This window comes from Sphaerisporangium sp. NPDC051011 (genome assembly GCF_040653595.1).
Lineage (GTDB): Bacteria > Actinomycetota > Actinomycetes > Streptosporangiales > Streptosporangiaceae > Sphaerisporangium.
Genome location: NZ_JBFAGG010000003.1, coordinates 378,755 through 404,805 on the forward strand (window position 1 = coordinate 378,755; position 26,051 = coordinate 404,805).

The window sequence follows — 26,051 nt, forward strand, 5'->3', positions numbered from 1 at the left end:
CCCCCGTCCATGCGACCCGCGGCCGGCCAGGTCCGCCCCCTCTCCGGGCTGGCGGCCATGCTCGGCGCGCCCGCGGCAGGCCCCCGAGCGCCGCTCGCCGCCGTCACCGGCATCACCATCGACTCCCGCCAGGTGCGGCAGGGCGACCTGTACGTCGCGCTGCCCGGCGCCAGCGTGCACGGCGCCGCCTTCGCCCGCGCCGCCGCCGAGGCCGGAGGCGCCGCCGTCCTCACCGACCCGGCGGGGGAGCGCGACGCCGTCGCGTCCGGCCTGCCCGTGCTCGTGGTCCCCGACCCGCGGGCGGTGCTCGGCCGGGTCGCCGCGTGGGTGTACGAGCGCCCCTCCGAGAAGCTGCTGCTGCTCGGTGTGACCGGCACCAGCGGCAAGTCCACCACCACCTTCCTGCTGGAGGGCGGGCTCCGGGCCGCCGGGCACCGCACCGGCCTGGTCGGCGGCGTCGAGATCCACGTCGGCGACCTGTGCTTCACGCCCACGCTGACGACCCCCGAGGCCAGCGACCTGCAGGGCCTGTTCGCGCTCATGCGCGAGCAGGGCGTCACCGCGGCGGCCATGGAGGTGTCCAGCCACGCCCTGGCCCTCGGGCGGGTCGACGGCGCGCACTACGACGTCGCGCTGTTCACGAACCTCTCCCAGGACCACCTGGACTTCCACCGTGACCTCGACGACTACTTCATGACCAAGGTCCGGCTGTTCACGCCCGAGCTGGCGCGCGCCGGAGTCGTCAACATCGACGACCCGCACGGCCGCGAGCTGGTGGGGCTGTCCAAGATCCCGGTCACGACGTTCTCGGCCCAGGGCGCCCCCGAGGCCGACTGGGTGGCCCGCGACGTCCGCCTGGGCGCCGACGGCAGCACCTTCCGCGTGATCGGCCCGGGCGGCGTCGAGGCCGACGTGTCGGTGGCCCTGCCGGGCCCGTTCAACGTCGCCAACACCCTCGGCGCGCTGGTCACCCTCGTGGAGGCCGGAGTGCCCCTCCAGGTGGCCGTGCACGGCGCCGGGACGGTCACCGGGGTCCCCGGCCGCATGGAGCGCGTGCCGGGCGCGCAGGGCTTCCAGGCGATCGTCGACTACTCGCACAAGCCGGGCGCCGTCGAGTCGGTGCTCGGGGCGCTGCGCGAGGTCACCTCGGGCAGCCTGATCATCGTCCTCGGCTGCGGCGGCGACCGCGACCGCGGCAAACGCCCGATGATGGGCGAGGCCGCGGCCCGGCTGGCCGACGTGGCGATCCTGACGAGCGACAACCCTCGCTCGGAGGATCCGCTGCGCATTCTCGGCGAGATGCTGCAAGGCGTCCTGACCGTGCCCGAGCGGGACCGCGCTCATGTGATCATGGAGCCGGACCGCGCCTGCGCGATCGACCTCGCCATCGGCCGCGCGCGGCCGGGCGACGTGGTGGTCGTGGCGGGCAAGGGCCACGAGCAGGGTCAGTACGTCGCCGGCGAGGTGCTGCCGTTCGACGACAGGCAAGTGGTCGCGGAGGCGATCGGCAGACGTGAGCGAACGTGACCGGCGGTGTTGTGCGAGGCTGAGGCGCGAAGCGTCCCGGGCCCGCCGGCCGGGGCGCGACGCCGGCCCCCCGCGTAGGCACGAACAAGCTTGTATGGAGAGTAGGGATAACGAATGATCCCGTTGCCGCTGGCAAGGATCGCCGAGATGACCTCGGGTGCCCTCACGGGCATGGCCGATCCCCGCGCCGTGGTCCGCGGGCCGGTTGTGATCGACTCGCGCGGCGCCGGGCCCGGCTCGCTGTTCGCCGCAGTCAAGGGCACGAGGGCGGACGGGCACGACTACGCCGCCCAGGCCCACCAGTCCGGCGCGGTGGCCGTGCTGGCGAGCAGGCCCGTGGACGCGCCCTCGGTGATCGTCGCCGACGTCGTCGCCGCGCTGGCGCGGCTCGCGGCCGGGGTGGTCGCCGAGCTGCCGCGCGCGACCGTCATCGGGGTCACCGGGTCGGCGGGCAAGACCACCACCAAGGACCTTCTGGGCGGGCTCACCGCGCTGATCGGCCCCACGGTCGCCCCCATCGGGTCCTACAACAACGAGATCGGCCACCCGCTCACCGTCCTGCGCGCCGACGAGGACACCCGCTTCCTCGTGCTGGAGCTGAGCGCCCGCGAGATGGGCCACATCGCCTACCTGGCCGGCGTCGCTCCGCCGAAGATCGGCGTCGTGCTGAACGTCGGCAGCGCCCACCTCGGCGTGTTCGGCGGGCGCGAGCAGATCGCCAAGGCCAAGGGAGAGCTCGTCGAGGCGCTGCCCCGCGGCGGCGTCGCCGTGCTCAACGCCGACGACCCCAACGTCGCCGCCATGGCCGGGCGCACCGAGGCGCGGGTCCGCTGGTTCGGCCGCTCGGCCGAGGCCGAGGTCCGGGCCGTGGACGAGACGCTGGACGAGCGCGGCAGGGCGGGCTTCACACTCGTCACCCCCTCCGGCGGCGCCGCCGTCCGCCTGCGCCTGTACGGCGCCCACGCGGTCGAGAACGCCCTGGCCGCCGCCGCGGCGGCCTACGAGCTCGGCCTGCCCGTGGCCACCATCGCCGAGCACCTCTCGGGCGCCGAGCCGCGCAGCCGCTGGCGCATGGAGGTCACCGAGCGCCCCGACGGCGTGACCGTGATCAACGACGCCTACAACGCCAACCCCGAGTCCATGCGCGCCGCCTTCGACGCCCTCGGCAGGCTCGGCGAGAACCGCCGCCGGTTCGCCGTGGTCGCCTCCCTGCGCGAGCTCGGCGAGGACGCCGACGCGCTCAACGAGGAGGTCGGCCGCGTCGCCGCCGGGGCCGGGCTCACCGGGCTGTGGGTGGTGGGGGAGCATCCCTGGCCCGTGCTGGCGGGCGCCAAGGGGGCGCCCGCCGTTCACGTCCCCGGCCCGGCCGAGGCCGCGGCCGAGCTCTCCGCACTGCTTCGGCCCGGGGACGTCGTCCTGGTCAAGGGGCCGCGCGCCGTCGGCCTTGAGCGGGTCGCCGAGATGCTGCTGCGGGCCTCCGAGGCCCCCAAGGACGAGGCCGCGGGGGGTGAGGCCCGATGAGGGACATCCTCGTCGCCGCGGGCGTGGCGCTGATCCTGTCCATGCTCGGCACCCCCCTGGCGATCAGGCTCTTCAGCCGCAGGGGCTACGGCCAGAACATCCGCGAGGAGGGCCCGTCCGGCCACCACGAGAAGCGCGGCACCCCCACCATGGGCGGCACCGTCTTCGTGATCGCCGCGCTGATCGGCTTCGCCTGCTCCCACCTCGCCACCTTGACGCCGCCGACGGCGTCCGCGATGCTCGTGCTCTTCCTCATGACGGGCCTGGCGACGGTCGGCTTCCTCGACGACTTCATCAAGATCTACAAGCAGCGCAGCCTCGGCCTGCGCAGCGGCGCCAAGGCCCTCGGCCAGCTCATCGTCGGCGCGGTCTTCGCCGTGCTGGTCGTCCGGTTCCCCAACGCGTACTCGATCACCCCCGCCGAGACCCGCGTGTCCTTCCTGCGCGACTTCGGGCCGTCGATCGGCATCGTGCTGTTCACGATCTGGGTCCTCATCATGATCGTGGGCTTCTCGAACGCGGTGAACCTCACCGACGGCCTCGACGGCCTCGCCAGCGGCGCCACCGGGGTGGTGCTGGCCGCGTACGTGCTGATCGGCAACTGGCAGCTGCGCAACAGCTGCCTCAACCAGCTCGGCCCGAACTGCTACTGGGTCCGCGACCCGCTGGACCTGGCGGTCGTCGCCGCGGCCGTCCTCGGCGCGCTGGTCGGCTTCCTGTGGTGGAACGCCCCGCCGGCGAAGATCTTCATGGGCGACACCGGCTCGCTCGCGCTCGGCGGCGTCCTCGCCGGGCTGGCGATCACCACGCGCACGCAGATCCTGCTGTTCATCCTCGCCGGCCTGTGCTGCATCATCACCGCCTCGGTGATCATCCAGGTGGGCTTCTTCAAGATGACCGGCAAACGCGTCTTCCGCATGGCCCCCCTCCAGCACCACTTCGAGCTGGCGGGCTGGGCCGAGACCACCATCGTCGTCCGCTTCTGGCTGATCGCCGTCCTCTGCGCCGCCGCCGGCCTCGGCCTCTTCTACGTCGAATGGATGCCGAAGGCATGACGGTGTTCGCCGCGTTCGCCGCGTTCGCCGTGTTCGCCGTGTTCGCCGCGCTGACGTCGTTCGCGCGAGCCGGGGGGACAGAGGGGAGCTGATGGCCATGGACGTCGGGAACGTTCTCGTCGCCGGCCTGGGCGTGTCCGGGGTCGCCGCGGCGCGGAGTCTCGCCCGGGACGGTCACAGGGTCGTCGTGGTCGAGGGACGGGACGGCGAGCGGCAGCGCGCCGCGGCGGCCGAACTGGCCCCCCTCGGCGTGGAGGTGCGGTTCGGCGGCGGGCTGCCACCGGAGACGTCGCTGGTCGTGACCTCCCCGGGCTGGCGCCCCGACCACCCGCTCCTGGTGGAGGCGGCGGCCAGGGGCGTCGAGGTGATCGGGGAGGTCGAGCTGGCCTGGCGGCGGCGGCCCCCGGGCGCCGCCCCGTGGCTGGCCCTGACCGGCACCAACGGCAAGACCACCGCCGTGCGCATGCTCACCGCGATGCTGGTCGCGGCCGGGCACGACGCCGTGGCCGTGGGCAACGTCGGCACGCCCATCGTCGAGGCCGTCGAGAAGCCCCACGACGTGCTGGCCGTCGAGCTGTCCAGCTTCCAGCTCCACTGGTCCTCGACTCTGGCCCCCGCCGCCGCGGCCGTCCTGAACGTCGCCGAGGACCACCTCGACTGGCACGGGTCGATGGAGGAGTACGCCCGCGCCAAAGGTCGCGTATTCGAGCGCGCCGGGGTGGTCGTCTACAACGCCGACGACCCGCTGACGGCCCGCCTGGCGGCGCCGTACGAAGGGGCCGTCGGGTTCACCCTCGACGTCCCCCCGCGCGGGTGTCTCGGCGTCGTGGAGGACCTGCTGGTGGACCGCGCCTTCGTCGGCGACCCCGCCGGCACGGCCGAGGAGCTCGCGACGCTGGCGGACGTGCGCCCGTTCGCCCCGCACAACGTCGCCAACGCCCTGGCCGCGGCGGCCCTGGCCCGCGCCCACGGGGTGCCGGCCGGAGCCGTCCGCCAGGGCCTGCTCGACCACGTTCCGGACCCGCACCGCGTCGCGCACGTCGCGCGCGTGGCCGAGGTCGACTACGTGGACGACTCCAAGGCCACCAACCCGCACGCCGCAGCCGCGTCCCTGGCCGCCTACCCCTCGATCGTCTGGGTCGCGGGCGGCCTGCTGAAGGGCGCAGACGTCGACGACCTGGTGCGGCGCGCGGCGGGACGTCTGCGCGGGGCCGTCCTCCTCGGAACCGACCGAGGGATAATTCGCGAGGCTCTGGCGCGACACGCGGCGAATGTTCCGGTCGCCGAGGTCGAGGGGCAAGACACTGGGGTCATGGACCGTGTCGTGACCGAGGCCGCCCGGCTGGCCTCCCCCGGGGACACCGTGCTGCTGGCGCCCGCCGGGGCGTCCCTGGACATGTTCGCCGACTACGGCGCCCGTGGGGAGGCGTTCGCGCGGGCCGTACGCCGCATGGCCGGCTCGTGACCACCGAGACGACGGGAACCGCCGCCGGGACGACCTCCGAGACCACCGCCGAGACCACCGCGGCGGCGGGTCCGCGCGCGCGGGTCGCGCGGGCGCACGGCCGGTTGGCGGCGCTGGGGGAGCTGCTGAACCGCCCCCTGACGTCCTACTATCTGGTGCTCGCCTGCACCGGGCTGCTGCTGGCGCTCGGCCTGATGATGGTGCTGTCGGCCTCCAGCGTCGAGGCGCTGCAGAAGACCGGCAACCCGTTCTACTGGTTCCTCAAGCAGTCGCTGTCGGTCGCGATCGGCCTGCCGGTGATGTGGGTCTGCTCGCGGCTGCCCCACCGGTTCTTCCGCCTCGCCGCCTACCCTCTCATGGCGATCTCGATCATCGGGCTCATCATGGTGATCTTCATCGGCGAGTCCGAGCTGGGCGGCCAGCGGTGGATCTACATCGGCGGGCTGACCCTCCAGCCCTCCGAGCCCGCCAAGCTCGGCCTGGTGCTGTGGGGCGCCGACCTGCTGGCCCGCAAGGCCAAGGGCGGGCTGATCGAGTGGCGCCAGCTACTGATCCCGCTCATGCCCGGCACCGCGATCCTCGCCGTGCTGGTCCTCATGGGAAGCGACCTCGGCACCACGCTGGTGCTCATGCTGGTCTTCCTGGCGCTGCTGTGGGTGGTGGGCGCGCCGCTGCGGCTGTTCGGCGGCATCATGACCGTCGCCACGGTGGCCACCGTGATCATGATCAGTGTAGAGGGTTACCGGTCCGCGCGCATCAAGGGCTGGCTGGACGTCTGGGGCAACGCCCAGACCTCGGGCTACCAGGCCGCCCAGGGGCAGATCGCCCTGGGGTCGGGCGGCTGGTTCGGCCTCGGCCTCGGCAGCGGCCGCCAGAAGTGGATGTGGGTGCCGCACGCCGAGAGTGACTTCATCTTCTCCATCATCGGCGAGGAACTCGGCCTCATGGGCACGCTGGTCGTGGTGGCCCTGTTCGGGCTGCTCGGGTACGCGGGCCTGCGCGTGGCCTCCCGGGTGAAGGACCCGTTCATCCGCCTGGCGGCCTCCGCCGCCGTCGCCTGGATCGCCGGGCAGGCGATCGTCAACATCGGCGCGGTGATCGGCGCTTTGCCCATCACGGGCATTCCGCTGCCCCTGGTGTCGTACGGTGGTTCGGCACTATTGCCCACGCTCGCCGCGCTTGGCATGTTGTTGTCGTTCGCCAAACGAGAACCGGGCGCGGCGGCCGCACTCGCGGCGCGTGGCCCCGGCCCGGTGGCGCGGGCTCTAAGCTGGCTTGGCCTGGGTCGCCCGGCGGCGGGGGGACGCCGTCCGGGGCGTCTCCGGCCGACATCGAGGCACGTGGAGTGAAAGGACCGACATGAGGGTGGTCCTCGCGGGCGGCGGTACCGCCGGACACATCGAACCCGCTCTGGCGCTCGCTGACGCGTTGCGCAGGTACGACCCATCCATCGGGGTCACCTGCCTCGGCACCGAGCGCGGGCTGGAGACGAGGCTGGTCCCCGCGCGGGGGTACGAGCTGGCGCTGGTGCCCGCGGTCCCGCTGCCGCGCGCCATCACGCCGCAGCTGCTGACGGTGCCGGGAAGGCTGGCCGGGGCGATCAACGCCGCCGCCGGCATCCTGGACCGCGTCCAGGCCGACGTCCTGGTCGGCTTCGGGGGGTACGTCGCCACGCCCGCCTATCTTGGCGCCCGGCGTCGCGGCGTGCCGATCGTCGTGCACGAGGCCAACCCGCGCCCCGGGCTCGCCAACCGGCTCGGCGCCCGGCTCACCGACCACGTCTTCACGGGTCACCCCGACGCTTCGCTGCCGCACGCCGAGTACGTCGGCATCCCGCTGCGCCGCGACATCGTCGCGCTCGACCGGCTGTCCATGGGCGACAAGGCGCGGTCCTACTTCGGGCTCGAGAGCGACCGGCCGACCCTGCTGGTGTTCGGCGGCTCGCAGGGCGCCCAGGCGCTCAACGAGGCCGCCCTCGCCGCCGCCCCGGCCCTGCGCCAGGCGGGCGTCCAGGTCGTCCACGTGGTCGGGCCCAAGAACGAGATCATCGAGCAGCCCCCGCCCGGCGACCCGCAGTACGTCGTGCTGCCCTACATCGACCGCATGGACCTCGCCTACGCCGCCGCCGACTTCGTGCTGTGCCGCAGCGGCGCGATGACCTGCGCCGAGCTGACGGCCGTGGGCCTGCCCGCCGCGTTCGTCCCGCTGCCGCACGGCAACGGCGAGCAGAAGCTCAACGCCGCGCCGATCGTCGAGGCCGGGGGAGGCATCATGGTCGACAACGCCGACCTGACCACCGAGTGGATCATCCGCAACGTGCTGCCCATCCTGCGCGACCCCGAGCGGGTCGTCGCCATGTCGGCCGCGGCGTCCCGCATGGGCCGTAAGGACGCCGACACCGTGCTCGCCCAGAAGGTCCTCGCCGTCGCGGCCGCGGGAGGCCGCCGATGAGCCTGGTCAAGCCGGTTCCTCCGGTCGCCGCCGAGGAGCTGGGCCGCGTCCACTTCATCGGCATCGGCGGCGCGGGTATGTCGGGCATCGCGCGCATCCTGCTCAAGCGGGGCGTGAAGGTCTCCGGCAGCGACGCGCGCAGCTCCGCGATGATCACCGAGCTGCGCGACCTCGGCGCCACCGTCCACGTCGGCCACGCCGCGTCCTACATCAAGAACGTCGACACCGTCGTGGTGTCCACCGCGATCCGCGACTCCAACCCCGAGCTCGGCGAGGCGCTGCGCCAGGGGCTGCGGGTCATCCCGAGGGCCGCAGCCCTGGCGGCGGTGATGGTCGGGCGCACCGGCATCGCGGTCGCCGGCACCCACGGCAAGACCACCACCACCTCGATGCTCACCGTCGCCCTGCAGAAGTGCGGCCGCGACCCGTCGTACTGCGTGGGCGGCCAGCTCGTGACCACCGGCCTCGGCGCCGACGAGGGCGCGGGCGACGTGTTCGTGGCCGAGGCCGACGAGAGCGACGGCTCGTTCCTGATGCTGGCGCCGGAGGTCGCGGTGGTGACCAACGTCGAGCCCGACCATCTGGACAACTACGGTGACCCGCAGGCCGTGTACGACGGCTTCGCCCGCTTCGTCGAGCGCATCGACTCCACCCTGGTGCTCTGCGCCGACGACCCGGGGGCCGCGGCGCTCGTGCCGCACGCCCGCGCCCGGGGCCTTCGGGTGCGCACCTACGGCGAGTCCGAGGGCGCCGACCTGCGCGTCGAGGGCATCGTCCCCGACGGTTTCGGGGTCGCGTTCCGCGTCGAGGGCAAGGGCGAGGTCAGGCTGTCGGTGCCCGGCCGCCACAACGCACTGAACGCCACGGCCGCCCTGGCCGTGGCCGAGGAGCTCGGTGTGCCGTTCGACGAGTTCCGTGAGGGGCTCGCCGCGTTCACCGGCGCCAAGCGCCGCTTCGAGGCCAAGGGCGAGGCGGCCGGGGTCGCGGTCTTCGACAGCTACGCCCACCACCCGACCGAGCTCGCCGCCGACCTTCGCGCCGCGCGCGACGTCGTCGCGTCGTTCTCCGGGCCCTCCGGGCGGGTCATCGCGGTGTTCCAGCCGCACCTCTACTCGCGCACGCGCTTCTTCGCCGACGAGTTCGGCGCGGCGCTCGGATTGGCCGACGAGGCCGTCGTCCTGGACGTCTACGGCGCCCGCGAGGACCCGGAACCGGGGGTTTCCGGCGCGCTGGTGGCGGGCAAGGTGCGGCTGCCGGCCGAGCGGGTGGTCTACGCGCCCGACCGCACCGCGGTGCCCGGGCTGGTCGCCGACCGCGCGCGCCCGGGCGACGTCGTGCTCACCATGGGCGCCGGCGACGTCACCGAGCTCGGCCCCCACATCGTCGCAGAGCTCGCCGCGCGGTGAGCCGCCGGGCCTGGCACACGGCCTTCGCCGTCCTGCTCGCGTGCGGGGTGGTGGGGGCGGCGGCGTGGCTGGTGTTCTTCTCGCCCGTCCTCGGTGTGCGCCACATCGCGGTCTCCGGCAACACGGCGGTCTCCGACGAGGAGGTCCGCCGGGCCGCCGCGGTGCCCGACCGCCTGCCGATGGCCACGGTCGACCTGGACGCGGTCCGAGGCCGGATCGCCGCGCTGCGGTGGGTCGAATCGGTGAGCGTCGAGCGCAACTGGCCGGACACGCTGGTGGTCCGGGTGGCCGAGCGCAGGCCGGTGGCGGTCGTCCTCCAGGGCGGCGCGTCGGCGGTGGTCGACCGGCACGGGGTGGTGATCGAGACCGGGCGGATCGCACCGCTCGGGCTGCCCACGCTGAGCGTCGAGCGCTTCGCCGCGGACGACCCGGCCACCATGGCGGGGCTCAAGATCGTCGCCGGTCTTCCGGGCGATCTGGGGCGCATGGTCCAGACGGTCCGCGCGACATCCGCCGACGATGTTTCGCTCCGGTTGTCCGACGGCCGTACGATCATGTGGGGTGGGGCGGAGCGCACCCGCGACAAGGCGCGCATCGCGCTCACGCTGCTGCGACGCCCCGCCGACCGTTATGACGTGAGTTCTCCGGACGTCGTGACGGTGAAGTGAAATGTTCCGCCGCCGGGTGGGGACCGGCAGGAGCGAAAGGGACAGGCGGCAACACGCCGGGCGAGCTTGCGGCGCGGTGAGTTGACCCTGGGGGACGGGCAACCCTACTGTCCGTATCATTCCTCAGGTTGACATAACTCTAAATCTCAACTTGAGGGTGAGAGTTAACAAGAAGGTCCGGCACCGATTCGGGCCTCACGTAATGCAAGTAAACGAGCGGAAAGGCCCCTCGTCGTGGCAGCACCGCAGAACTACCTCGCGGTCATCAAGGTCGTCGGCATCGGCGGCGGCGGAGTGAACGCCGTGAACCGGATGATCGAGGAGGGTCTCAAGGGCGTCGAGTTCATCGCCATCAACACCGACGCCCAGGCGCTGCTGATGAGTGACGCCGACGTCAAGCTGGACGTGGGGCGCGAGCTCACCCGCGGCCTCGGCGCGGGGGCCAACCCCGAGGTCGGCCGCAAGGCCGCCGAGGACCACCGTGAGGAGATCGAGGAGGTCCTCAAGGGGGCCGACATGGTCTTCGTCACGGCGGGCGAGGGCGGCGGCACCGGCACCGGCGGCGCGCCCGTGGTGGCGAACATCGCCCGCTCCCTCGGGGCCCTCACCATCGGCGTGGTCACCCGTCCCTTCAGCTTCGAGGGGCGGCGCCGGGCGATGCAGGCCGAGGCCGGCATCGAGACCCTGCGCGACGAGGTCGACACCCTGATCGTCATCCCCAACGACCGCCTGCTGTCGATCTCCGACCGCCAGGTCAGCGTGCTGGACGCGTTCAAGGCGGCCGACCAGGTCCTGCTGTCCGGTGTCCAGGGCATCACCGACCTGATCACCACCCCCGGCCTGATCAACCTGGACTTCGCGGACGTGAAGTCGGTCATGTCCGGCGCCGGTTCGGCGCTCATGGGCATCGGCCACGCCCGCGGCGACGACCGGTCGGTGGCCGCGGCCGAGATGGCCGTCTCCAGCCCCCTGCTGGAGGCCAGCATCGACGGCGCGCACGGCGTGCTGCTCTCGATCGCCGGCGGGTCCGACCTCGGCCTGTTCGAGATCAACGAGGCGGCCCAGCTCGTGTCCAACGCCGCGGCGATGGACGCCAACATCATCTTCGGCACGGTGATCGACGACGCGCTCGGCGACGAGGTCCGCGTCACGGTGATCGCCGCCGGGTTCGACGAACCGGTCCCGGAGAAGCCGGCCGCCCAGCCCGTGGCCCGCACCCAGACGCCCTCGCGCCCGGCCGCGCCCGTGTCGCCCGCCCCGGCCCCGGCCGGGCGCGCCGCCACACCGCCTCCGCTGGCGCAGCGGGCCGAGCAGCCCCGGGCCGAGCGTCCCGCGCCGATCCGTCCCCTGCCGGCCGCGCACCCCGCGCCCACGTCGCACGTCCAGCCCGCGCCGGTCGCCCACCCGGCGCACCAGCAGCACCAGCCCGCCCCGGCGCCGGTCGCGCCCGTGCCCGAGCCCGCTCCGGCCCCCGAGCCCGCGCCCTCTCTGGTGACCCCGTTCGTCCGGGAGACCGTGGCCGAGGCGCAGCCGCAGGCCGAGCAGCAGGGGCCGGTGTCGATCCCGAGGCCGGCGCCCGAGTTGCCCACGCCCATCACCTCCCGCGTCTCCGAGCCCGGCCGGCGCCGTCCGGTGGTCTTCGAGGAGCAGGAGGAAGAGCTGGACGTTCCCGACTTCCTCAAGTGAACGGCGGCACGCGCCCGCCCCGTACGGGGGCGCCGGCGCGTGCCGGCCGCGCGGGCGGCGGTCGCGGGTCCGTCCGAGGGCGCCTGGGAGCGCCGCGTGCCGGGCCCGTACGCTGATCCCGACCACCTGTACGCCGCCGAAGGCCCGAAGTGACGCGGACCCCCACGTGAACGACACCCTGAAGACGCGACGCGACGAGATCGCGGCGGGCCTCGCCGAGGTCGAGCGCCGGATCACCGCCGCCTGCGAGGCGGCCGGCCGCGCTCGCCGCGAGATCACGCTCGTGGCGGTCACCAAGACCTACCCCGCCTCCGATGTGACCATTCTCACCGAGCTCGGCGTGCGCGACGTCGGCGAGAACCGCGACCAGGAGGCCGCGCCCAAGGCGGCCGAATGCTCCGGGCTGCCGCTGACCTGGCACTTCGTCGGCCAGCTTCAGACCAACAAGGCCAGGTCCGTGGTCTCCTACGCCGACGTGATCCACTCGGTGGACCGGCCGCGCCTGGCCGAGGCGCTCTCCCGGGAGGCCGTCAGGGCCGGGCGCGAGGTGGTCTGCCTGGTCCAGGTCGCGCTCGACGACGACCCGGCCAGGGGAGGGGTCGTCTCGGCGGGCCTTCCGGCGCTGGCGGAGGCGATCGCGGAGGCGCCCGGGCTCGTCCTCGGCGGGGTCATGGCCGTCGCCCCGCTCGGCGCCGAGCCGGGCCCCGCCTTCGCGCGGCTGCGGGAGCTTTCGTCCGCCCTGAGAGGCGACCATCCGGGCGCCGCGGTCATTTCGGCCGGCATGAGCGCCGACCTGGCGGAGGCGATCGCACACGGAGCGACACACGTGCGTGTCGGTACGGCGTTGCTCGGTCGCCGGAAGCCCTTCGTCAGGTAATGTCCCCCCGAGTGGACCTTGATGTCCATCTATCCGAGCAGAGGTCGACAGCGGTGCCTTAGGTTGCTGGGTACGGCGACCATGAGCAGGAGGACGACGTAGCGATGGCCGGCGCGATGCGCAAGATGGCGGTCTACCTCGGTCTCGTGGAGGACGACCGCTACCCGGATTATGGTAACTACGCCGAGGACGACGATTATCCCGACGACTACGTCGACCGGCGGCGGGGTGACGAGCGCGGCCTTGGAACGCCCCAAGACGGCCCGGAGGAGGTCGAGGCGCCGGTCCCGGCACCCAGGGCGGGGGCCGCGGTCGCCGAGAGGCGTACGACCGATCTGGCGCGGATCACCACCCTTCACCCGCGTACGTACAACGAGGCGCGCACGATCGGCGAGCACTTCCGCGAGGGCACTCCCGTCATCATGAACTTGACCGAAATGGTCGACAGCGACGCGAAGCGGCTTGTTGATTTCGCGGCAGGTCTGGTCTTTGGCCTACATGGAAGCATTGAACGTGTTACCAACAAGGTGTTCCTGTTGTCCCCAGCCAATGTCGAGGTGACCGCCGAGGACAAGGCCCGAATCGCGGAACGCGGGTTCTTCAACCAGAGCTAGAGTTCCACCATGGACAGTTCACGGCCGTACGCGGCCAGCACGACCGGCTTGGCCCAAGAGGCCCACCCCGACCGAGGCGGGCAGTGCGGAACGGAGGCAGGGCGCGACCGTGGGAGTCGTTAAAGAGATCGTGGTCGCGGTCCTGTCGATCTATCTCGTGCTGCTCATCGGCAGAATGATCTTCGAGACGGTTCAGGCGTTCGCCCGTTCCTGGCACCCGCGCGGTGTCGTCCTGGTGCTCGCGGAGGCCATCTACACGGCCACCGATCCGCCTCTCAAGTTCCTCCGCCGTTTCATTCCGCCCCTCCGGTTGGGTACGGTGGCCTTTGACCTAAGCTTCACAGTGCTGTTCATTGTGGTCTTGGTCATGATCCAAATCGTGTCCGCGCTTTGATCGGGTACCGTCCTCCGGACAGACTCCGAGCGCGCCAAGGAGACCGAAATGCCGCTGACGCCCGCTGATGTGCGGAACAAGCAGTTCAGTACGACCCGGCTCAGGCCCGGGTACGACGAGGAGGAAGTCGACGCCTTCCTCGACGAGGTCGAGGCCGAGCTCGACCGCCTCATCCAGGAGAACGAGGAGCTTCGCGCGAAGCTCACCGAGTGCCTGCGGGGCAAGGTGCCGGGGGGCATGGGCATGAGCATGGCGCCGGCCCCCGTGGCCGAGCCGAAGCCCGAGATGATGATGCCGCCGCAGCCGGAGCCCATGAAGGCGCCCGAGCCGATCAGGCCCGAGCCGGTGCCCGTCGGCATGGGGATGCCCCCCGCCGAGGACAACATGGACACCGCGGCCCGCGTGCTCGCCCTCGCGCAGCAGACCGCCGACCAGGCCATCGCCGACGCCCGCCGCGAGGCGGACGAGACCGTCACCCGCGCCCGCCGCGAGGCCGACGAGATCCTCGGCAAGGCCCGCCGCCAGGCCGAGCAGATCATCGGCGATGCGCGCGCCCGCGCCGAGACGCTGGAGCGCGACGCCCAGGAGCGCCACCGCCAGGCCATGGGCTCGCTGGTGCAGACCCGCGACGAGCTCGAGCGCAAGGTCGACGAGCTGCGCAGCTTCGAGCGCGAGTACCGCAGCAGGCTGAAGCTCTACCTGGAGAACCAGCTCGCCGAGCTCAACGTCTCGGCCGAGGCCAGCGGCGCGTTCCCCATCGTCGGCGCGCAGGTGGGCGGCGCCCCCGCCATGTCCCCCCCGATGTCCCCCTCGATGTCCCACGCCGTCGCCCCTGGCGGCCAGCCGCAGATCCCCGGCGGCCAGAACAACCCGTTCGGCCCCGAGTCCGCACAGCACTCCGGCGCCTTCCAGGGCGTGGACGGCCCTCACAACGATCGCCGTTAAAGTAGCGGGTCAGCGTTCGCCGACCCGTGACTGGGAGCACCTTTGATCTACCTCAGCGCCATTCTGGTCGTCCTCGCCTTCGGCCTCCTGGTCGCGGGCGTTGTGACCGGAACAGCGGTCCTGGTCATGTGGTCGATCGTGGTCAGCGTGCTGTCCGCGGTCTTCCTGATGATCGGGGCCCTGCTGCGACGCCATGAGCTCTTCCCCTCCGGTGGCGTACCGGCGGCCACCCCGTCGATGTCCCCGGTCGGAGCCGGAGTCGCCGGTGGCATGATGGCCCATCCCGGGGCGGTGGCCTCCCCCATGGCCCCGCCGCGAGGGGCCGCTACCCCCGTCGCGCGCCCGATGGCGGCGCCGCACCTGACGCACCCGGCGGCCACGCACGTGGCCCACCCGGGGTCAGCGTCGCCCTCGTCGCGTACGTTCCCCGCGACCGTGCCGGCGGGCGTCCCGGCCGTCGCGGGCGCGGGAGGCGGGCTCGCCCCCGACACGATCGTCCTGGTCGTCCCCGGACGCAAGCGGTTCCACCTGCCCGGCTGCCGCCAGCTCGCCGGGCGCGAGACCGACGAACTCACCTATGAAGAGGCCCGGGACGAGGGCTTCTCCGCCTGCACCACCTGCTTCCCCGAGGGCGTCATCAAGCCCACCTCCGCATCCGGCTCCGCCGAGACCGCGGCCCATCCGGCGCTCGGCCAGGCTCCGCGCACCACCGGCCCGATCCCGCGCTCAGTGCCCGGCCAGAGCCCCCAACCGGCCCTCGGCCAAGCCCCGCCGGTCCTACCCGGCCAGACGCTCGGCACCACGCCCGAGCGGACGCCGCACCCCGAAGTGGCCGCCGGCCGCGCGTCCTCCGCCTCCGACTCCCGGAGCACCGCCTCCGACTCCCGGTCCTCCGCGACTGATTCCCGGGCCGCCGACTCCCGGACCTCCGTCACCGGCTCCCGGTCCGCGGCCGAGCCTCGCCCCGCCGGCGCGAGCCCGTCCACCACCGGCAGGCCGGCGTCTCCGGGTGCCTCCCCGCGCGCCGACCGCCCGTCTCCGGCCGATGCTCCGGCGGAGAAGCCGCGGTCCCAGGACGGGCCGGCGGGCACGGACACACCGCGCCCCGATGACAGGTCCGCCCCTACGGACAAGCCGCGGCCCGAGGACCAGTCCGCGGGTGCCGACAGGCCGGACACCACGGCGAAGCCCGGATCCAGCGGCTACCGCTCCGACGAGACCCGCCCCGTGCAACCCCTCCCGGCCTCCCCCCTGCGCACCAGCACCGGCTCTGGCTCTGGCTCCGGCAAGGACGCCGCCGCGTCCGCCCGTCCCGGTGGCTCGGCCACCGCCGCGTCCAAGCCGGCCGAGCCGCCACTGATCTCTTTCAAGGCGCCCGAGGTCCCGGAGGCGTCCACGCCGTTCGAGGCGTTCAAGCGCCCGGAACCGTCCACCTCGGCGTCTCGCCCTGTGGGTGAGTCCAAGCGTTCGCCCGATTCCCCGAAGCCGCCCGTGCGCGACGAGACGCCCAAGAAGCCCGCGCAGGACGACGAGGACGACGACCCGGTGGTCGTGGTCGCCGCGTCCCCGTCCGGCACATCGCGCAAGCCCGGCGGTCCGGCCGGCGGCGGCGATAGCGGGGCGAAGAGCGCGACCCGTCCGGCGCCCGGCGAGACCGGGGAATCCGCCGGGAAGCCCGCGGACGCCGAGCCCGCCACCGGGCGGTCCGGCGACGGCAAGAAGAGCGGTGAGCCGAAGGCGTCCGGCGCCGGAGCTTCCGCGGGCGAGGCGGGCGGTGCCAAGGCATCGGATGGTGGCGCGGCCGACAAGGACCCCGCCGCCCGGACCGGCGACGCCGAGAAGCCGGATGGGGAGACGAGCGGATCTCCCGCCGACGCGGTCCGCTCCCGCACCGTCAAGGTGATCCCCGGCACTCGCCGCTACCACAGCTCCGCCTGCCCCTTGGTCAAGGGCTTCGAGTCCGACGCCCTGGAAACGCTGTCGGAGGCCGACGCGAAGGCGAAGGGCCTCACCCACTGCTCGGTCTGCCAGATCGGCTGACGTCCACCCGGTGCCGCCCCTTCCTGCCGCGGCGGGCGGGGTCGCGCCGACGGCGGTAGGTAGCGGGACGCGGGGGCCGATCCGGTAACGCGAATGGGGCTGTTCGCGGGGGTTCCGGCTGATTCGCTGGAGGCGGCGCGACCACATGTCACGGCGAAAGCCGCCATCACGTCGGAAGGCGCCCCGGTGAAGCCTCGTGGTGGGCGTACCGGATGGCGTAGACCTCGTAGTCGCTCATGCCTCCTTCGCGGCCGTGGCGCCGGCCGCGCGGCCGAACACCGCGCCCGCGGTCAGACCGGTGCCGCCGGGGTAGTTGCCGGAGAACAGGCCGCCGACCAACTCGCCCGCCGCGTACAGGCCGGGCACCGGGCCTCCGGCCCTGTCCAGAGCGCGGCCGGAGTCGTCGATGCGCAGCCCGCCGAAGGTGAAGGTGATGCCGCACGAGACCGCGTACCCGTAGTAGGGCGGGGTCTCCAGCGCCACCGCCCAGTTGGACTTCGGCGGGTCGGTGCGGGAGGCGCGGCCGTCCTTGACCGCCGGATCGAACGGGCGAGCGGTGTCGATGGCCGCGTTGAACTCGCTCACGGTGGTCACCAGGCCCTCGGGGTCCACCCCGAGCGCCCGCGCCAGCTCCGGCAGGCTCGCCGCCTCCGCGCCGGTGATGGGCCGGCTGTCGTACTCCTCGGTGCGCAGCAGCGGCCTGGTGGCCGCGTCGAAGATCTGGAAGGCCACGCCGCCGGGCTGGCGCAGGATCTCCGCGCCGTACCGGGCGTAGGTGTAGTTGCGGAAGTCGGCGCCCTCGTCCACGAAGCGCCTGCCCCCGCGGTTGACCACGATCCCGATGGGATAGCTCTGCCGGGTGTACTGGTTGGTCAGCTCCCGGTCGCCGCCGCCGGGAGGAGCGCCGGCGTCCCAGGCGACGCTGTGGCAGGAACCCCAGTCGCCGTACGGCGCCACGCCCACGGCCAGCGCCATGTCCAGCACCTCGCCGGTGTTGGCGGGCGTGCCCCGCACGATCGCCCGCGACCAGCCCGGGCCGAGGTGGCGTTCCCGCCGCTCCGGGTCGGCTTCGAACCCGCCCGCGGCCAGTACCACCGCGCCCGCCCGCACCTCGTGCTCGGCGCCGGTGGCGTCGCTGTGGCGGACCCCGGCCACGCCGGGGCCGCCGTCGTCGCGGGGCAGCAGGCCGGTGACGGCCGCGCCGTACCTGATCTCGATCCCGGCGGCGCGCGCGGCCTGGGTGTGCTGCGCGACCAGCCCCTTGCCGCCGCCCACGGTGCCGAGGGCGAGGCCGCCGAAGAAGGTGTGCCGCCCGCCCGACAGGTACGCCTGGCGCTCGTACATCAGCCGCCACCGGATGCCCTTGCCGGCCAGCCAGCGCACGGCCGCGGCGCTGCGGCCGACCAGCGCATTGGTCAGCACCGCGTCGCACCGGCCGCCGGTCACGCGGCGCATGTCGGCCATGAAGTCATCCTCGTCGTAGGGCGGCAGCTCGGTGCGGGGCAGGCGACGGCGCGTCTCGTCGTCCACCAGCCCGGAGAGCGACGCGGCGTCGCCGTGAACGATGCGGAACGCGCCGGCGGTGTAGAAGGAGTTGCCGCCCGCCTCGCTCTCGGGCGCCTTCTCCAGCAGCAGCACTCTCGCACCGGCCTCGCGCGCCGCGTGCGCGGCGCTGAAGCCCGCGTTACCGCCGCCCACCACGACGACGTCCACCTGTCTCACTTCTCGCCCTCCTCGAAGGTTCGTCCGGTCCGGTCCTCCCGGAACCGCGCCACGTCCTCGGGGCGTCCGGGAAGACGGCGCACTCCCCGCGGCTGCACGGATTCACCGCCGCGACGGTACGGCCGGGCACCCGTAGTCGCCCATCGCCCCTTTTCATGCCGTCTTAATCCGCCCGCGACGGCCGGGTCAGGTCCCGGGTGGCACCGGCAGCCTCGACGCGGCTGACCACCTGGTCCACGTATGCCTCCGCGCCGTCGACCAAGCACCCCCGCGCGTCGAGCGTGCCTCCTCCCTCGGCGAAGGTCCGTGTGACCGCCGCGAGAACCAGATCAGCAGCAGCACGACAGCCCAGGTGCTCGAGGAGCATCGCCCCGCTCAGGATCTGCGAGGTCGGGTTGGCGCGGTCCTTCCCCGCGATCGACGGCGCGCTACCGTGGACCGGCTCGAAGTACGCGTGCCGATTCCCGATATTGGCGCTAGGGCACATGCCGAGACCGCCGACGGTCGCGGCACCGAGGTCGCTCAAAAGGTCCCCCACGAAGTTCTCGGTCAGGACGACGTCGAAGTGGGCGGGGTCGGTGATGAGATCGTGCGCGGCGGCGTCGGTGTAGCGGAAGTCGAGCTCGACGTCCGGGTAGGCGGCGGCGACCTCGGTGGTGACCGCACGAAAGAGAGCGAACGAACGAAGTACGTTGCTTTTGTCGACGACGGTGACGCGTCGGACACCGTCCTTCGGAGCCCCGCCGCGCGACCGGGCCAGCTCGAAGGCCCGACGGGCGATCCTCTCGGTGCCGTGGCGCGAAACGAAGAGCTGGTCGACGCAAGCCTGGTCGTTGCCGACGCCAAGACCTCTGGAGAGGTAGAGCCCCTCGGTGTTCTCCCTGACGATCACGTAGTCGATCTCGCCTGGTCGCCAGGTCGTCACGGTGGGGACGCCGGGGATCTGGCGGATCGGACGGATGTTCGCGTACGCATCGAGCCCGGGACGCAGGATGCCGCCGAGCAGTCCGGCTTCGGTGCCGTCCGGGTGCCGGACGTCGGGCAGGCCGACGGGACCTTTGAGGATCCCGTCGGCCTCGCGCAGACGGTTCATGTCCGCAGGCGTGACCGCACTGCCGGTCTCCCGGAAGCGGTCCGCGCCGGCGCGGACCGACTCGTAGGCGAGTTCCACGCCCGTCGCGGCGGCTGCCGCGTCCATGACACGAGTGGCGGCGCGCACCAGCTCGGGCCCGATGCCGTCGCCCTCGATGACGGCGATGGTGTAAGACAACCGTGCCGCCTTCATTCGTTGCCGGGGAAGGTGCGCCGGCGGATCACTTCGCCCTCGCCCACGTCGTTGGTCGTCGCGACCGTGCGCCAGTACTCGGCGACCTGGCCGGCGGTGGCGAACCACACCGATCCCGCCCCGCGGATGTGTGCGAGCAGCTCGTTCAGGATGCTGATCCGTCCGGGCTTGCCGATCGACTGCGGGTCGAGGGTCAGGACATAGAGACCGCCGTGCCTGTGATAGGCGTCGAACTCGCGCTTCCAGTCGTCGAGCACGCGAGCGTACGGCGCGATCCTGCTCTGGCCGGCGGGCATCGCGGGCGCGAAGTTGAACGCGAAGTTCGGCATGTCGGCGAGCTCCCAGTGCGCGGGCACGTCCACCAACGACCGCTGCGCGTCGAAGGTGCCGCCGAGAAAGCTCGGCCGGTCGTCCCCACGCAGCAGAGAGGTCCACCGGTAACCACGCTCCAGGAGCAGCTCGAAAGTGTCCGGCGTGACTTCGTCGTACCCACGGAATCCCCGCGGACGTGCGCCCAGGACACGTTCCAGCACCGCGTCTCCCCGGTCGATCGCGTCGGCCTGCTGGTCGCGGGAGAGCCGGTGGAACGACTCCAGTTCATAGCCGCGCGAACCGATCTCGTGGCCGGCCTCGGCCACCGCCTCGACCGACGCCCGGTGCCGTTCGGCGACGATGCCGGTCACGAACCACGTCGACGGCACCTCTGCCGTCCGCAAGGCGTCCAGCAGTCGTGGGACACCGCGGCGGGGACCGTACTCCCCCAACGATCTGGTCTTCGCGCGCCGTGCCACCGACTCATCGAGCCGGAGCCAGAACCACTCGGCATCGTGATCGACCGTGACGACGACGGCGACCCGGGCATCATCCGGCCACGCCGGAGCCGTGCTTCTCGCCTCAATGCTCACTGCCCGCTCCTCGTCCACCAGTCGGCGATCTGCTCCCCGGTGGCGAACCAGACGTCATCATGTGCTCGGATGTGCTCGATCAGCTCACGAATGAGCTCGATCCGCGACGGCTTGCCCATCAGCTGCGGGTGCATCATCACCGTGTAGCAGAGGCCGTCGCGGTAGTAGCCGTCGAACTCGCGCTTCCAGTTGTCCAGCACGTCGCCCAGGCTCGCGATCCGGTCCCCGCCCTCGGGTACGACGGGCCGGTCGTTGTACCCGAACGCCGGGAAGTCGTCGAGCTCCCACTGCGCGGGAATCTCGACCAGGTCGGTCGTCACGCCGTCGATGACCCACCGGTACGGGCGGTCGTCGCCGCGCATCGAGCTCGAGTAGGAGAACCCGAGGTCGACGAGCATGGCGTGGCTGCCGTCGGGAAAGTCGCCGCTCGGCCCGCGGAAGCCGACCGCGGGCCGGCCGCCTACGGCGGCGAACGCCTCCTGGCTCCGGGCGATGATCTCACGCATCTCGTCCAGGGTGCGGCGGATGTAGAGCTCGTGGAGGTAGCCGTGGTGGCCGAGCTCATGGCCCGCGTCGACGATCTGCTTCACCTGGCTCGACCAGTTCTCACACACCCATCCGGGGACGAAGAACGTGGAAGGGACCTGGTACTCGTCGAGGAGGTCGAGCGTGCGCGGCAGGCCGCGCAGTGGTCCGTACGTGCCGAGGGAGAAGGTGCGCGGGCGCGACCACGCCTCCTCGTCATCGTCGATCCAGACCGCGGGACCGTCCACATCGAAGCTCAGCATGACGGCGCAGCGAGCTCCCTCCGGCCAACGCGGCCTCTGCTCAGATGCGCTCATCGAACACGCTCCAGCCGAGGCGGCGGTACGCACGCGTGTCCGCCGGACCGTCCGTGATGTACCACGTCCCCTCCGTCAGGTCGACGATCGACGACGAAAGCGTGCCCCACTGCAGGTGCTCGGGCTCGTCAGGGTCGGGATGCGCAGCGATGGAGTTGGGGTGCCCGAACTTGTTGGCGAAGGCGGTGCCGATACCGCGCAGGACGGCGTCGACGTCGGACTCCGAGCGCAGCCGGTTGAGGGATTGCCTCATCAGGTAACCGCGGTAAAGCGAGTCCGCCCCAAGCCGCGGCTGGTACTCGACCCCTTGGAAGTACTCGAAGTGGTTCGCGTGGGCGATCACCCCATCCTTCGGATACTCCCAGCGGTGCTCCGTCGGCGTCGTCTCGACGTCGATCGCGAAGTCGCGGTGGGCGATGAGGACGTTCGCCGGGATCTGCTGCCGCGCTCCGAGCACGACCTCGAGGGCACGGTCGAAACGGTGCTGGTCGAGGACCTTGCGCCGGATGAGGGCCTGCGGGACCCCCAACTCGCTCGCCTTCGCAGGCAGTCCGTTGGCGAAGACCGCGAGCCCTGCCGAGTTCGCGCCATGGCGGCCGACCTGTCCCGCCTCGACCACCATCGTGATGGTCGGCTTGGGAGGCTGCTCGATTCGCAGGATCACGCGGGAGTCCTTCGACAGCATCCGCCAGTCCCAGTTCTGCCCGGCGAAGGCGTGGCCCGATGCGTTTCCGTCGGGGAGAAGCGCGAACGAGGTGCAGCCCTCCGCCTTCAGGAACTGGGCGTAGACCATCTCGCCGCGCGCGTTGAGAGCGAGGATCTCGCCGAGCTCGCGACCGGCTCCGTGGGCGATTCCGCGGATCTCGTCGGCGATGTCGGCGTCGTACTTGTCGACGATCGGCTCCCAGATGAGGGCGCGCTCCGCGACCTCGCTCCAATCGAGACCGTGACTGATGGAGAACAGCCGCGAATAGCACGCGATGGAGGCGTCGATCTGCGCGCGCGCCTGGGTGCCGTACTGCTCCCCGCGCTCGAACGCCGACGCCGACGAGATCGTGAAGACCGGGATCTCGAAGTCGGCGTCGATGTCGTGCAGAAAGACGGGCACGGGACGCGGGTGGTTCACTGGGTGACTTCCTCGGGGTGTACGGCGTCGGGGTTCCACCCGTCGCCTGGGATGGATCGGATCAAGAGCTGGGTGTACGGGTGCTGTGGGTTGTCGAAGACCTGGGCGGACGGCCCCTCCTCGACCACGAGACCCCGGCGCATCACCAGGACGTGCGCGCCCATGAGGCGGGCGACGCCGAGGTCGTGCGTGACGAACACATAGGAGAGATCGAGCTCACGACGCAGACGGTTGATCAGCTGGAGGACCAGCCACTGCGTGGAGACGTCGAGTGCGGAGACCGCCTCGTCCAGGATCAGCAGCGACGGCTCCACCGCCAGGGCCCGGGCTATCGCCACACGCTGACGCTCACCGCCCGAGAGCTGTCGCGGCATCGAGTCGAGCAGTTCGGGACGCAACCCGACGGACTCACCGAGCTCGGCCACCCGGTCGCTTCTGACGTGCTTCGATCCCGTTCCGTGAACACGCAGGACCTCGTCGAGGCATTGCCGGGGGGTGAGTCGCGGATCGAGCGAGAGGTAGGGATCCTGGAACACCATCTGCACGCGCCGCGCGTACTCGAACCGGTCCGCACGACGTCTCCGCCACGGCTCGACGGGCCGGCCCTCGAAGTGGATCCGCCCCGAGTCGGGTCGCTCCAGACCGGTGAGCATCCGGGCGACCGTGCTCTTCCCGGAACCGGACTCCCCGACGATCGCGATCGTCCTTCCGGGCCGTGTCACTGCGAAGCTGACGCCGTCGACGGCGACGAAAGATCGCCGGCCGTCGGAAGCCGGCGTAGGTAGCGGGAAGGTTTTCCGCAAGCCCTCGACCTTCATCAGCTCAGGCATGGGCACTCTCCGTCGCGTTCCCGGGGAAGTCGTCACGGTCGGTCGCACCGCTGACCGCCCTCGTCGCCTCGATCAGCGCTCGGGTGTACTCGGCCAGCGGCCGGTGCAGGACCTGGTCGGTCGTCCCGGTCTCGACGACCGAGCCGGCCCGCATCACCACGAGCCGGTCGCAGACGGACGCCGCGACCTCGATGTTGTGCGTGACGAGCACAAGTCCGGCGCCGGTGCGTCGCGCGACGCGTCGCAGGAGCGAGATCACGGTCGCCTGCGAGGTGACGTCGAGTGCGGTCGAAGGCTCGTCGGCGATCAGCAGACGCGGCTCGACGGCCACGGCGGCGGCGATGACGACCCGCTGCAGCATGCCGCCGGATACCTCGTGAGGGTAGCTGCGGAGCACCTTCTCCGGGTCGAGGCCGACCTGCTCGAGTGCCTCCGCGGCTCGGCGCCGGGCCTCCGCCTTGGACAGGTTCCTGTTGGCCCGCATGGCCTCTGTCAGGAAGACCTCGATGCCGTGCATCGGGTTCACGCTCGCGCGAGGGTCCTGGGCGATGAGGGCGACGTTCTCCGCGCGGAAGCGCTGGAGCCGCGAGCGCCGTAGAGAGAGCACGTCGGTTCCCAGCACCCGGACCGTCCCGTGGACGGCCGCCTCGGGAGGCGTCATACCGAGAAGCGCGCGGGCGGTCGTCGACTTGCCGGCACCCGACTCCCCGATCAGCCCGATCGCCTCGCCGGCGGACGCGCCGACGGACACGGACCGCAGGATGGTCTTGCCGTGGCCGGCGCGAAGGGTCATCGTGAGGTCTTCGACCTCGAACAGCGGCTCGGTCACACCAGGTCCTCCTTTCCGACCGCGTCCGCGAGCCTGAGCCCGACGACGTTGAAAGCAAGGACGGTGGCGACGATCACGCCGCCGGAGATCATCGATTGCCAGGGCGAGCCCTGGAGCAACGCCTGCTGCCCCTCGTGCACCATCAACCCCCAGTCGGAGTCCGGCGCCTGGACGCCGAAGCCCAGGAACGAGAGGACGGCCAGGTCGGTGAGCGCGTAGCCGAAGTGCACGACGGCGTGGGCGAGGATGACGCCGAGGATGTTGGGCAGGATGTGCAGCCCGTAGATCCGCAGTGGTCCGAAACCCAGGGACCTGTAGGCGTTGATGTACTCCCGGTTCTTCTCGGTCGAGGCCAGAGACCGGGTGAGCCGGATGACCGAGGGCACGAACGCCACACCGAGCGCGACCACCGTGGTGAGAAAGCCGGCGCCGTACAGCGCGACGGCCAGGATCGAGAGGAGCAGCACCGGGAACGCCAACACCAGGTCGGTCATCCGCGAGACCGCGAGGTCGACGATGCCACCCCGGCCGGCTGCCAGGAGTCCCAGCGGAACCCCGGCCACGAGCGAGATCGCGACCACCGCGAGCGGGCCGAACAGACCCGTCTGAGCACCCCAGAGCAGCCGAGACAAGGTGTCGCGGCCTCCCTCGTCGGTGCCGAGGAGATGGGCACCGGACGGCGGCGCGAGCGTGTCCAGCAGATCGAGCTGGAGCGGGTCGTGCGGTGCGCTCCAACGCGCCGTGGCGGCGGCGAGGACAACGAGGACGGTAAAGCCGAGCGCAACCCAGAACCCCCACGTGAAGGGTGAGTCCGACGGCCTACGGCGACGTGGCGGGTCCTTCTTCCCAGGGAGTATCGCGGTGTTCACAGTCCGGCGCCTTTCCGGGCCTTGGGGTTGATGATCAGTGCGAGCAGGTCGGCCAGGGTGTTGGCGACCACGAAGGCGGCGACCATCATCAGGACGACGGCCTGGACGATCGGGAAGTCCTTGGACTGGACGGAGTTCACGAGCAACGAGCCCAGTCCGTGCAGGCCGAACGCGGACTCGACGATCGTCGTCCCACCGATCAGCCCGGCGAGGACCATCGCCACGACCGTCGAGATCGGGGGCAGCGCGTTCCACAGGATGTGCCGCCGGACGACCAGACCGTTGGGCAGGCCCCTACTCCGAGCCAGTTCGACGTGCTCGCGGACCATCTCCCTGCGCATCGCGCTGCGTGAGATCCGGGCGACGACCGCCATGAACGAGACCGCGAGTGCGATCGCGGGCAGCAGGAGATGCGACAACGTGCCCACGAACCCCTCGCCGTCGCCGCCGGAGGGCAACCACTCGAGCTGTACCGAGAACAGGAAGATGAGGACGATGGCGGCCACGAAGCTCGGCACGGCGGCGAGAATCGTGACTCCGAAGGTGATCGCGTCGTCGACGCGCTTGCCGCGCAGGGCGGCGATCGCGCCGGCTCCGATGCCCAGAACGACCACCAGGAGGCCGGCGAGGAGCACGAGTTCCACCGTGCTCGCCACCCGCGACTCGATGATCGCGGACACCGGTTGCCGGTACTGCGCCGATTGGCCGAGGTCGCCGCCGAAGAGTCCTGTCAGCCAGTGCCAGTACTGCGTGAGGAACCCGTCGTCGAGCCCGTAGCGTTCACGGATGACGGCGAGCGCCTCGGGCGAGAGCGCCTTTCCGCCGCCGAGAAGCGTCGCCGGGTCACCGGGGACCAGGAAGACACTTCCGTAGACCACGAGAGAGGCGACCAGCAAGGTCAGGACCAGTTGGATGATCCTGGGTATGGTCCATCTCAGAACGGGCATCAGCGGGTCGCCTCTCTCATGTGGCGCGTGGAAACTCGGTGGTGACC

At 71.9% G+C, this 26,051-nt stretch carries 23 protein-coding genes; 14 read left to right on the plus strand and 9 right to left on the minus strand.

Annotation, left to right across the window (positions count from 1 at the left end; all coding sequences use genetic code 11):
• Nucleotides 1-9: 9 nt before the first annotated feature.
• The 14 genes from AB0H21_RS08985 to AB0H21_RS09050 all read left to right on the plus strand — a co-directional run bounded on the left by AB0H21_RS08985 (nucleotide 10) and on the right by AB0H21_RS09050 (nucleotide 16,649).
• Complete coding sequence (locus AB0H21_RS08985) at nucleotides 10-1,527, plus strand: UDP-N-acetylmuramoyl-L-alanyl-D-glutamate--2,6-diaminopimelate ligase (protein WP_358514220.1); 1,518 nt, start codon at nucleotides 10-12, stop codon at nucleotides 1,525-1,527.
• A 114-nt stretch (nucleotides 1,528-1,641) separates the two neighbouring features.
• Nucleotides 1,642-3,048, plus strand: a complete 1,407-nt coding sequence (gene murF / locus AB0H21_RS08990) for a UDP-N-acetylmuramoyl-tripeptide--D-alanyl-D-alanine ligase (protein WP_358513682.1) — start codon at nucleotides 1,642-1,644, stop codon at nucleotides 3,046-3,048.
• Nucleotides 3,045-4,103: a phospho-N-acetylmuramoyl-pentapeptide-transferase gene (gene mraY, locus AB0H21_RS08995; RefSeq protein ID WP_358513684.1), complete on the plus strand. Its 1,059-nt coding sequence runs from the start codon at nucleotides 3,045-3,047 to the stop codon at nucleotides 4,101-4,103. The genes murF and mraY overlap by 4 nt, the downstream gene beginning before the upstream one ends.
• A gap of 91 nt (nucleotides 4,104-4,194) precedes the next feature.
• The gene (gene murD, locus AB0H21_RS09000) at nucleotides 4,195-5,568 is read left to right on the plus strand and encodes a UDP-N-acetylmuramoyl-L-alanine--D-glutamate ligase (protein ID WP_358513686.1); all 1,374 of its coding nucleotides are present in this window, start codon (nucleotides 4,195-4,197) and stop codon (nucleotides 5,566-5,568) included.
• The gene (gene ftsW / locus AB0H21_RS09005) at nucleotides 5,565-6,917 is read left to right on the plus strand and encodes a putative lipid II flippase FtsW (protein WP_358513688.1); all 1,353 of its coding nucleotides are present in this window, start codon (nucleotides 5,565-5,567) and stop codon (nucleotides 6,915-6,917) included. Before murD ends, ftsW begins: the two co-directional genes overlap by 4 nt.
• A gap of 10 nt (nucleotides 6,918-6,927) precedes the next feature.
• Entirely contained in the window at nucleotides 6,928-8,019 is a 1,092-nt protein-coding gene (gene murG, locus AB0H21_RS09010) for an undecaprenyldiphospho-muramoylpentapeptide beta-N-acetylglucosaminyltransferase (protein ID WP_358513691.1), read from the plus strand.
• Nucleotides 8,016-9,425: a UDP-N-acetylmuramate--L-alanine ligase gene (gene murC / locus AB0H21_RS09015; protein ID WP_358513693.1), complete on the plus strand. Its 1,410-nt coding sequence runs from the start codon at nucleotides 8,016-8,018 to the stop codon at nucleotides 9,423-9,425. The genes murG and murC overlap by 4 nt, the downstream gene beginning before the upstream one ends.
• Nucleotides 9,422-10,093: an FtsQ-type POTRA domain-containing protein gene (locus AB0H21_RS09020; protein ID WP_358513695.1), complete on the plus strand. Its 672-nt coding sequence runs from the start codon at nucleotides 9,422-9,424 to the stop codon at nucleotides 10,091-10,093. The genes murC and AB0H21_RS09020 overlap by 4 nt, the downstream gene beginning before the upstream one ends.
• A 234-nt stretch (nucleotides 10,094-10,327) precedes the next feature.
• Nucleotides 10,328-11,779 carry a cell division protein FtsZ gene (ftsZ, locus tag AB0H21_RS09025; protein WP_358513697.1) on the plus strand — a complete coding sequence of 484 codons (1,452 nt, stop codon included), beginning with the start codon at nucleotides 10,328-10,330 and terminating at the stop codon, nucleotides 11,777-11,779.
• A gap of 166 nt (nucleotides 11,780-11,945) precedes the next feature.
• On the plus strand, nucleotides 11,946-12,656 hold the full coding sequence (locus tag AB0H21_RS09030) for a YggS family pyridoxal phosphate-dependent enzyme (protein WP_358513699.1): 711 nt from the start codon (nucleotides 11,946-11,948) through the stop codon (nucleotides 12,654-12,656).
• Nucleotides 12,657-12,760: 104 nt separating this feature from the next.
• The gene (sepF, locus tag AB0H21_RS09035) at nucleotides 12,761-13,270 is read left to right on the plus strand and encodes a cell division protein SepF (RefSeq protein WP_358513701.1); all 510 of its coding nucleotides are present in this window, start codon (nucleotides 12,761-12,763) and stop codon (nucleotides 13,268-13,270) included.
• Between the two features lie 109 nt (nucleotides 13,271-13,379).
• Nucleotides 13,380-13,664 (plus strand): YggT family protein, encoded by a 285-nt coding sequence (locus AB0H21_RS09040; protein ID WP_358513703.1) that lies wholly within the window; start codon nucleotides 13,380-13,382, stop codon nucleotides 13,662-13,664.
• 48 nt (nucleotides 13,665-13,712) lie between these two features.
• Nucleotides 13,713-14,609, plus strand: a complete 897-nt coding sequence (locus tag AB0H21_RS09045) for a DivIVA domain-containing protein (RefSeq protein ID WP_358513705.1) — start codon at nucleotides 13,713-13,715, stop codon at nucleotides 14,607-14,609.
• Between the two features lie 42 nt (nucleotides 14,610-14,651).
• The gene (locus AB0H21_RS09050; RefSeq protein WP_358513707.1) at nucleotides 14,652-16,649 is read left to right on the plus strand and encodes a hypothetical protein; all 1,998 of its coding nucleotides are present in this window, start codon (nucleotides 14,652-14,654) and stop codon (nucleotides 16,647-16,649) included.
• A gap of 234 nt (nucleotides 16,650-16,883) precedes the next feature.
• Here AB0H21_RS09050 and tcuA read toward each other — a convergent pair whose 3' ends face one another.
• The 9 genes from tcuA to AB0H21_RS09095 all read right to left on the minus strand — a co-directional run bounded on the left by tcuA (nucleotide 16,884) and on the right by AB0H21_RS09095 (nucleotide 26,004).
• Nucleotides 16,884-18,473 (minus strand): FAD-dependent tricarballylate dehydrogenase TcuA, encoded by a 1,590-nt coding sequence (gene tcuA, locus AB0H21_RS09055; RefSeq protein WP_358514222.1) that lies wholly within the window; start codon nucleotides 18,471-18,473, stop codon nucleotides 16,884-16,886.
• Between the two features lie 61 nt (nucleotides 18,474-18,534).
• On the minus strand, nucleotides 18,535-19,641 hold the full coding sequence (locus AB0H21_RS09060; protein ID WP_358513709.1) for an isocitrate/isopropylmalate family dehydrogenase: 1,107 nt from the start codon (nucleotides 19,639-19,641) through the stop codon (nucleotides 18,535-18,537).
• An 11-nt stretch (nucleotides 19,642-19,652) separates the two neighbouring features.
• Nucleotides 19,653-20,561: a polysaccharide deacetylase gene (locus AB0H21_RS09065; protein WP_358513711.1), complete on the minus strand. Its 909-nt coding sequence runs from the start codon at nucleotides 20,559-20,561 to the stop codon at nucleotides 19,653-19,655.
• Nucleotides 20,558-21,349 carry a polysaccharide deacetylase gene (locus AB0H21_RS09070; protein WP_358513713.1) on the minus strand — a complete coding sequence of 264 codons (792 nt, stop codon included), beginning with the start codon at nucleotides 21,347-21,349 and terminating at the stop codon, nucleotides 20,558-20,560. Before AB0H21_RS09070 ends, AB0H21_RS09065 begins: the two co-directional genes overlap by 4 nt.
• Nucleotides 21,350-21,389: 40 nt before the next feature.
• Nucleotides 21,390-22,529: a C45 family peptidase gene (locus AB0H21_RS09075; protein ID WP_358513715.1), complete on the minus strand. Its 1,140-nt coding sequence runs from the start codon at nucleotides 22,527-22,529 to the stop codon at nucleotides 21,390-21,392.
• The gene (locus AB0H21_RS09080; protein WP_358513717.1) at nucleotides 22,526-23,359 is read right to left on the minus strand and encodes an ATP-binding cassette domain-containing protein; all 834 of its coding nucleotides are present in this window, start codon (nucleotides 23,357-23,359) and stop codon (nucleotides 22,526-22,528) included. The genes AB0H21_RS09075 and AB0H21_RS09080 overlap by 4 nt, the downstream gene beginning before the upstream one ends.
• Nucleotides 23,352-24,188 carry an ABC transporter ATP-binding protein gene (locus AB0H21_RS09085; RefSeq protein ID WP_358513719.1) on the minus strand — a complete coding sequence of 279 codons (837 nt, stop codon included), beginning with the start codon at nucleotides 24,186-24,188 and terminating at the stop codon, nucleotides 23,352-23,354. Before AB0H21_RS09085 ends, AB0H21_RS09080 begins: the two co-directional genes overlap by 8 nt.
• Nucleotides 24,185-25,057 carry an ABC transporter permease gene (locus tag AB0H21_RS09090; protein WP_358513721.1) on the minus strand — a complete coding sequence of 291 codons (873 nt, stop codon included), beginning with the start codon at nucleotides 25,055-25,057 and terminating at the stop codon, nucleotides 24,185-24,187. The genes AB0H21_RS09085 and AB0H21_RS09090 overlap by 4 nt, the downstream gene beginning before the upstream one ends.
• Nucleotides 25,054-26,004 carry an ABC transporter permease gene (locus tag AB0H21_RS09095; protein ID WP_358513723.1) on the minus strand — a complete coding sequence of 317 codons (951 nt, stop codon included), beginning with the start codon at nucleotides 26,002-26,004 and terminating at the stop codon, nucleotides 25,054-25,056. Before AB0H21_RS09095 ends, AB0H21_RS09090 begins: the two co-directional genes overlap by 4 nt.
• Nucleotides 26,005-26,051 lie beyond the last annotated feature (47 nt).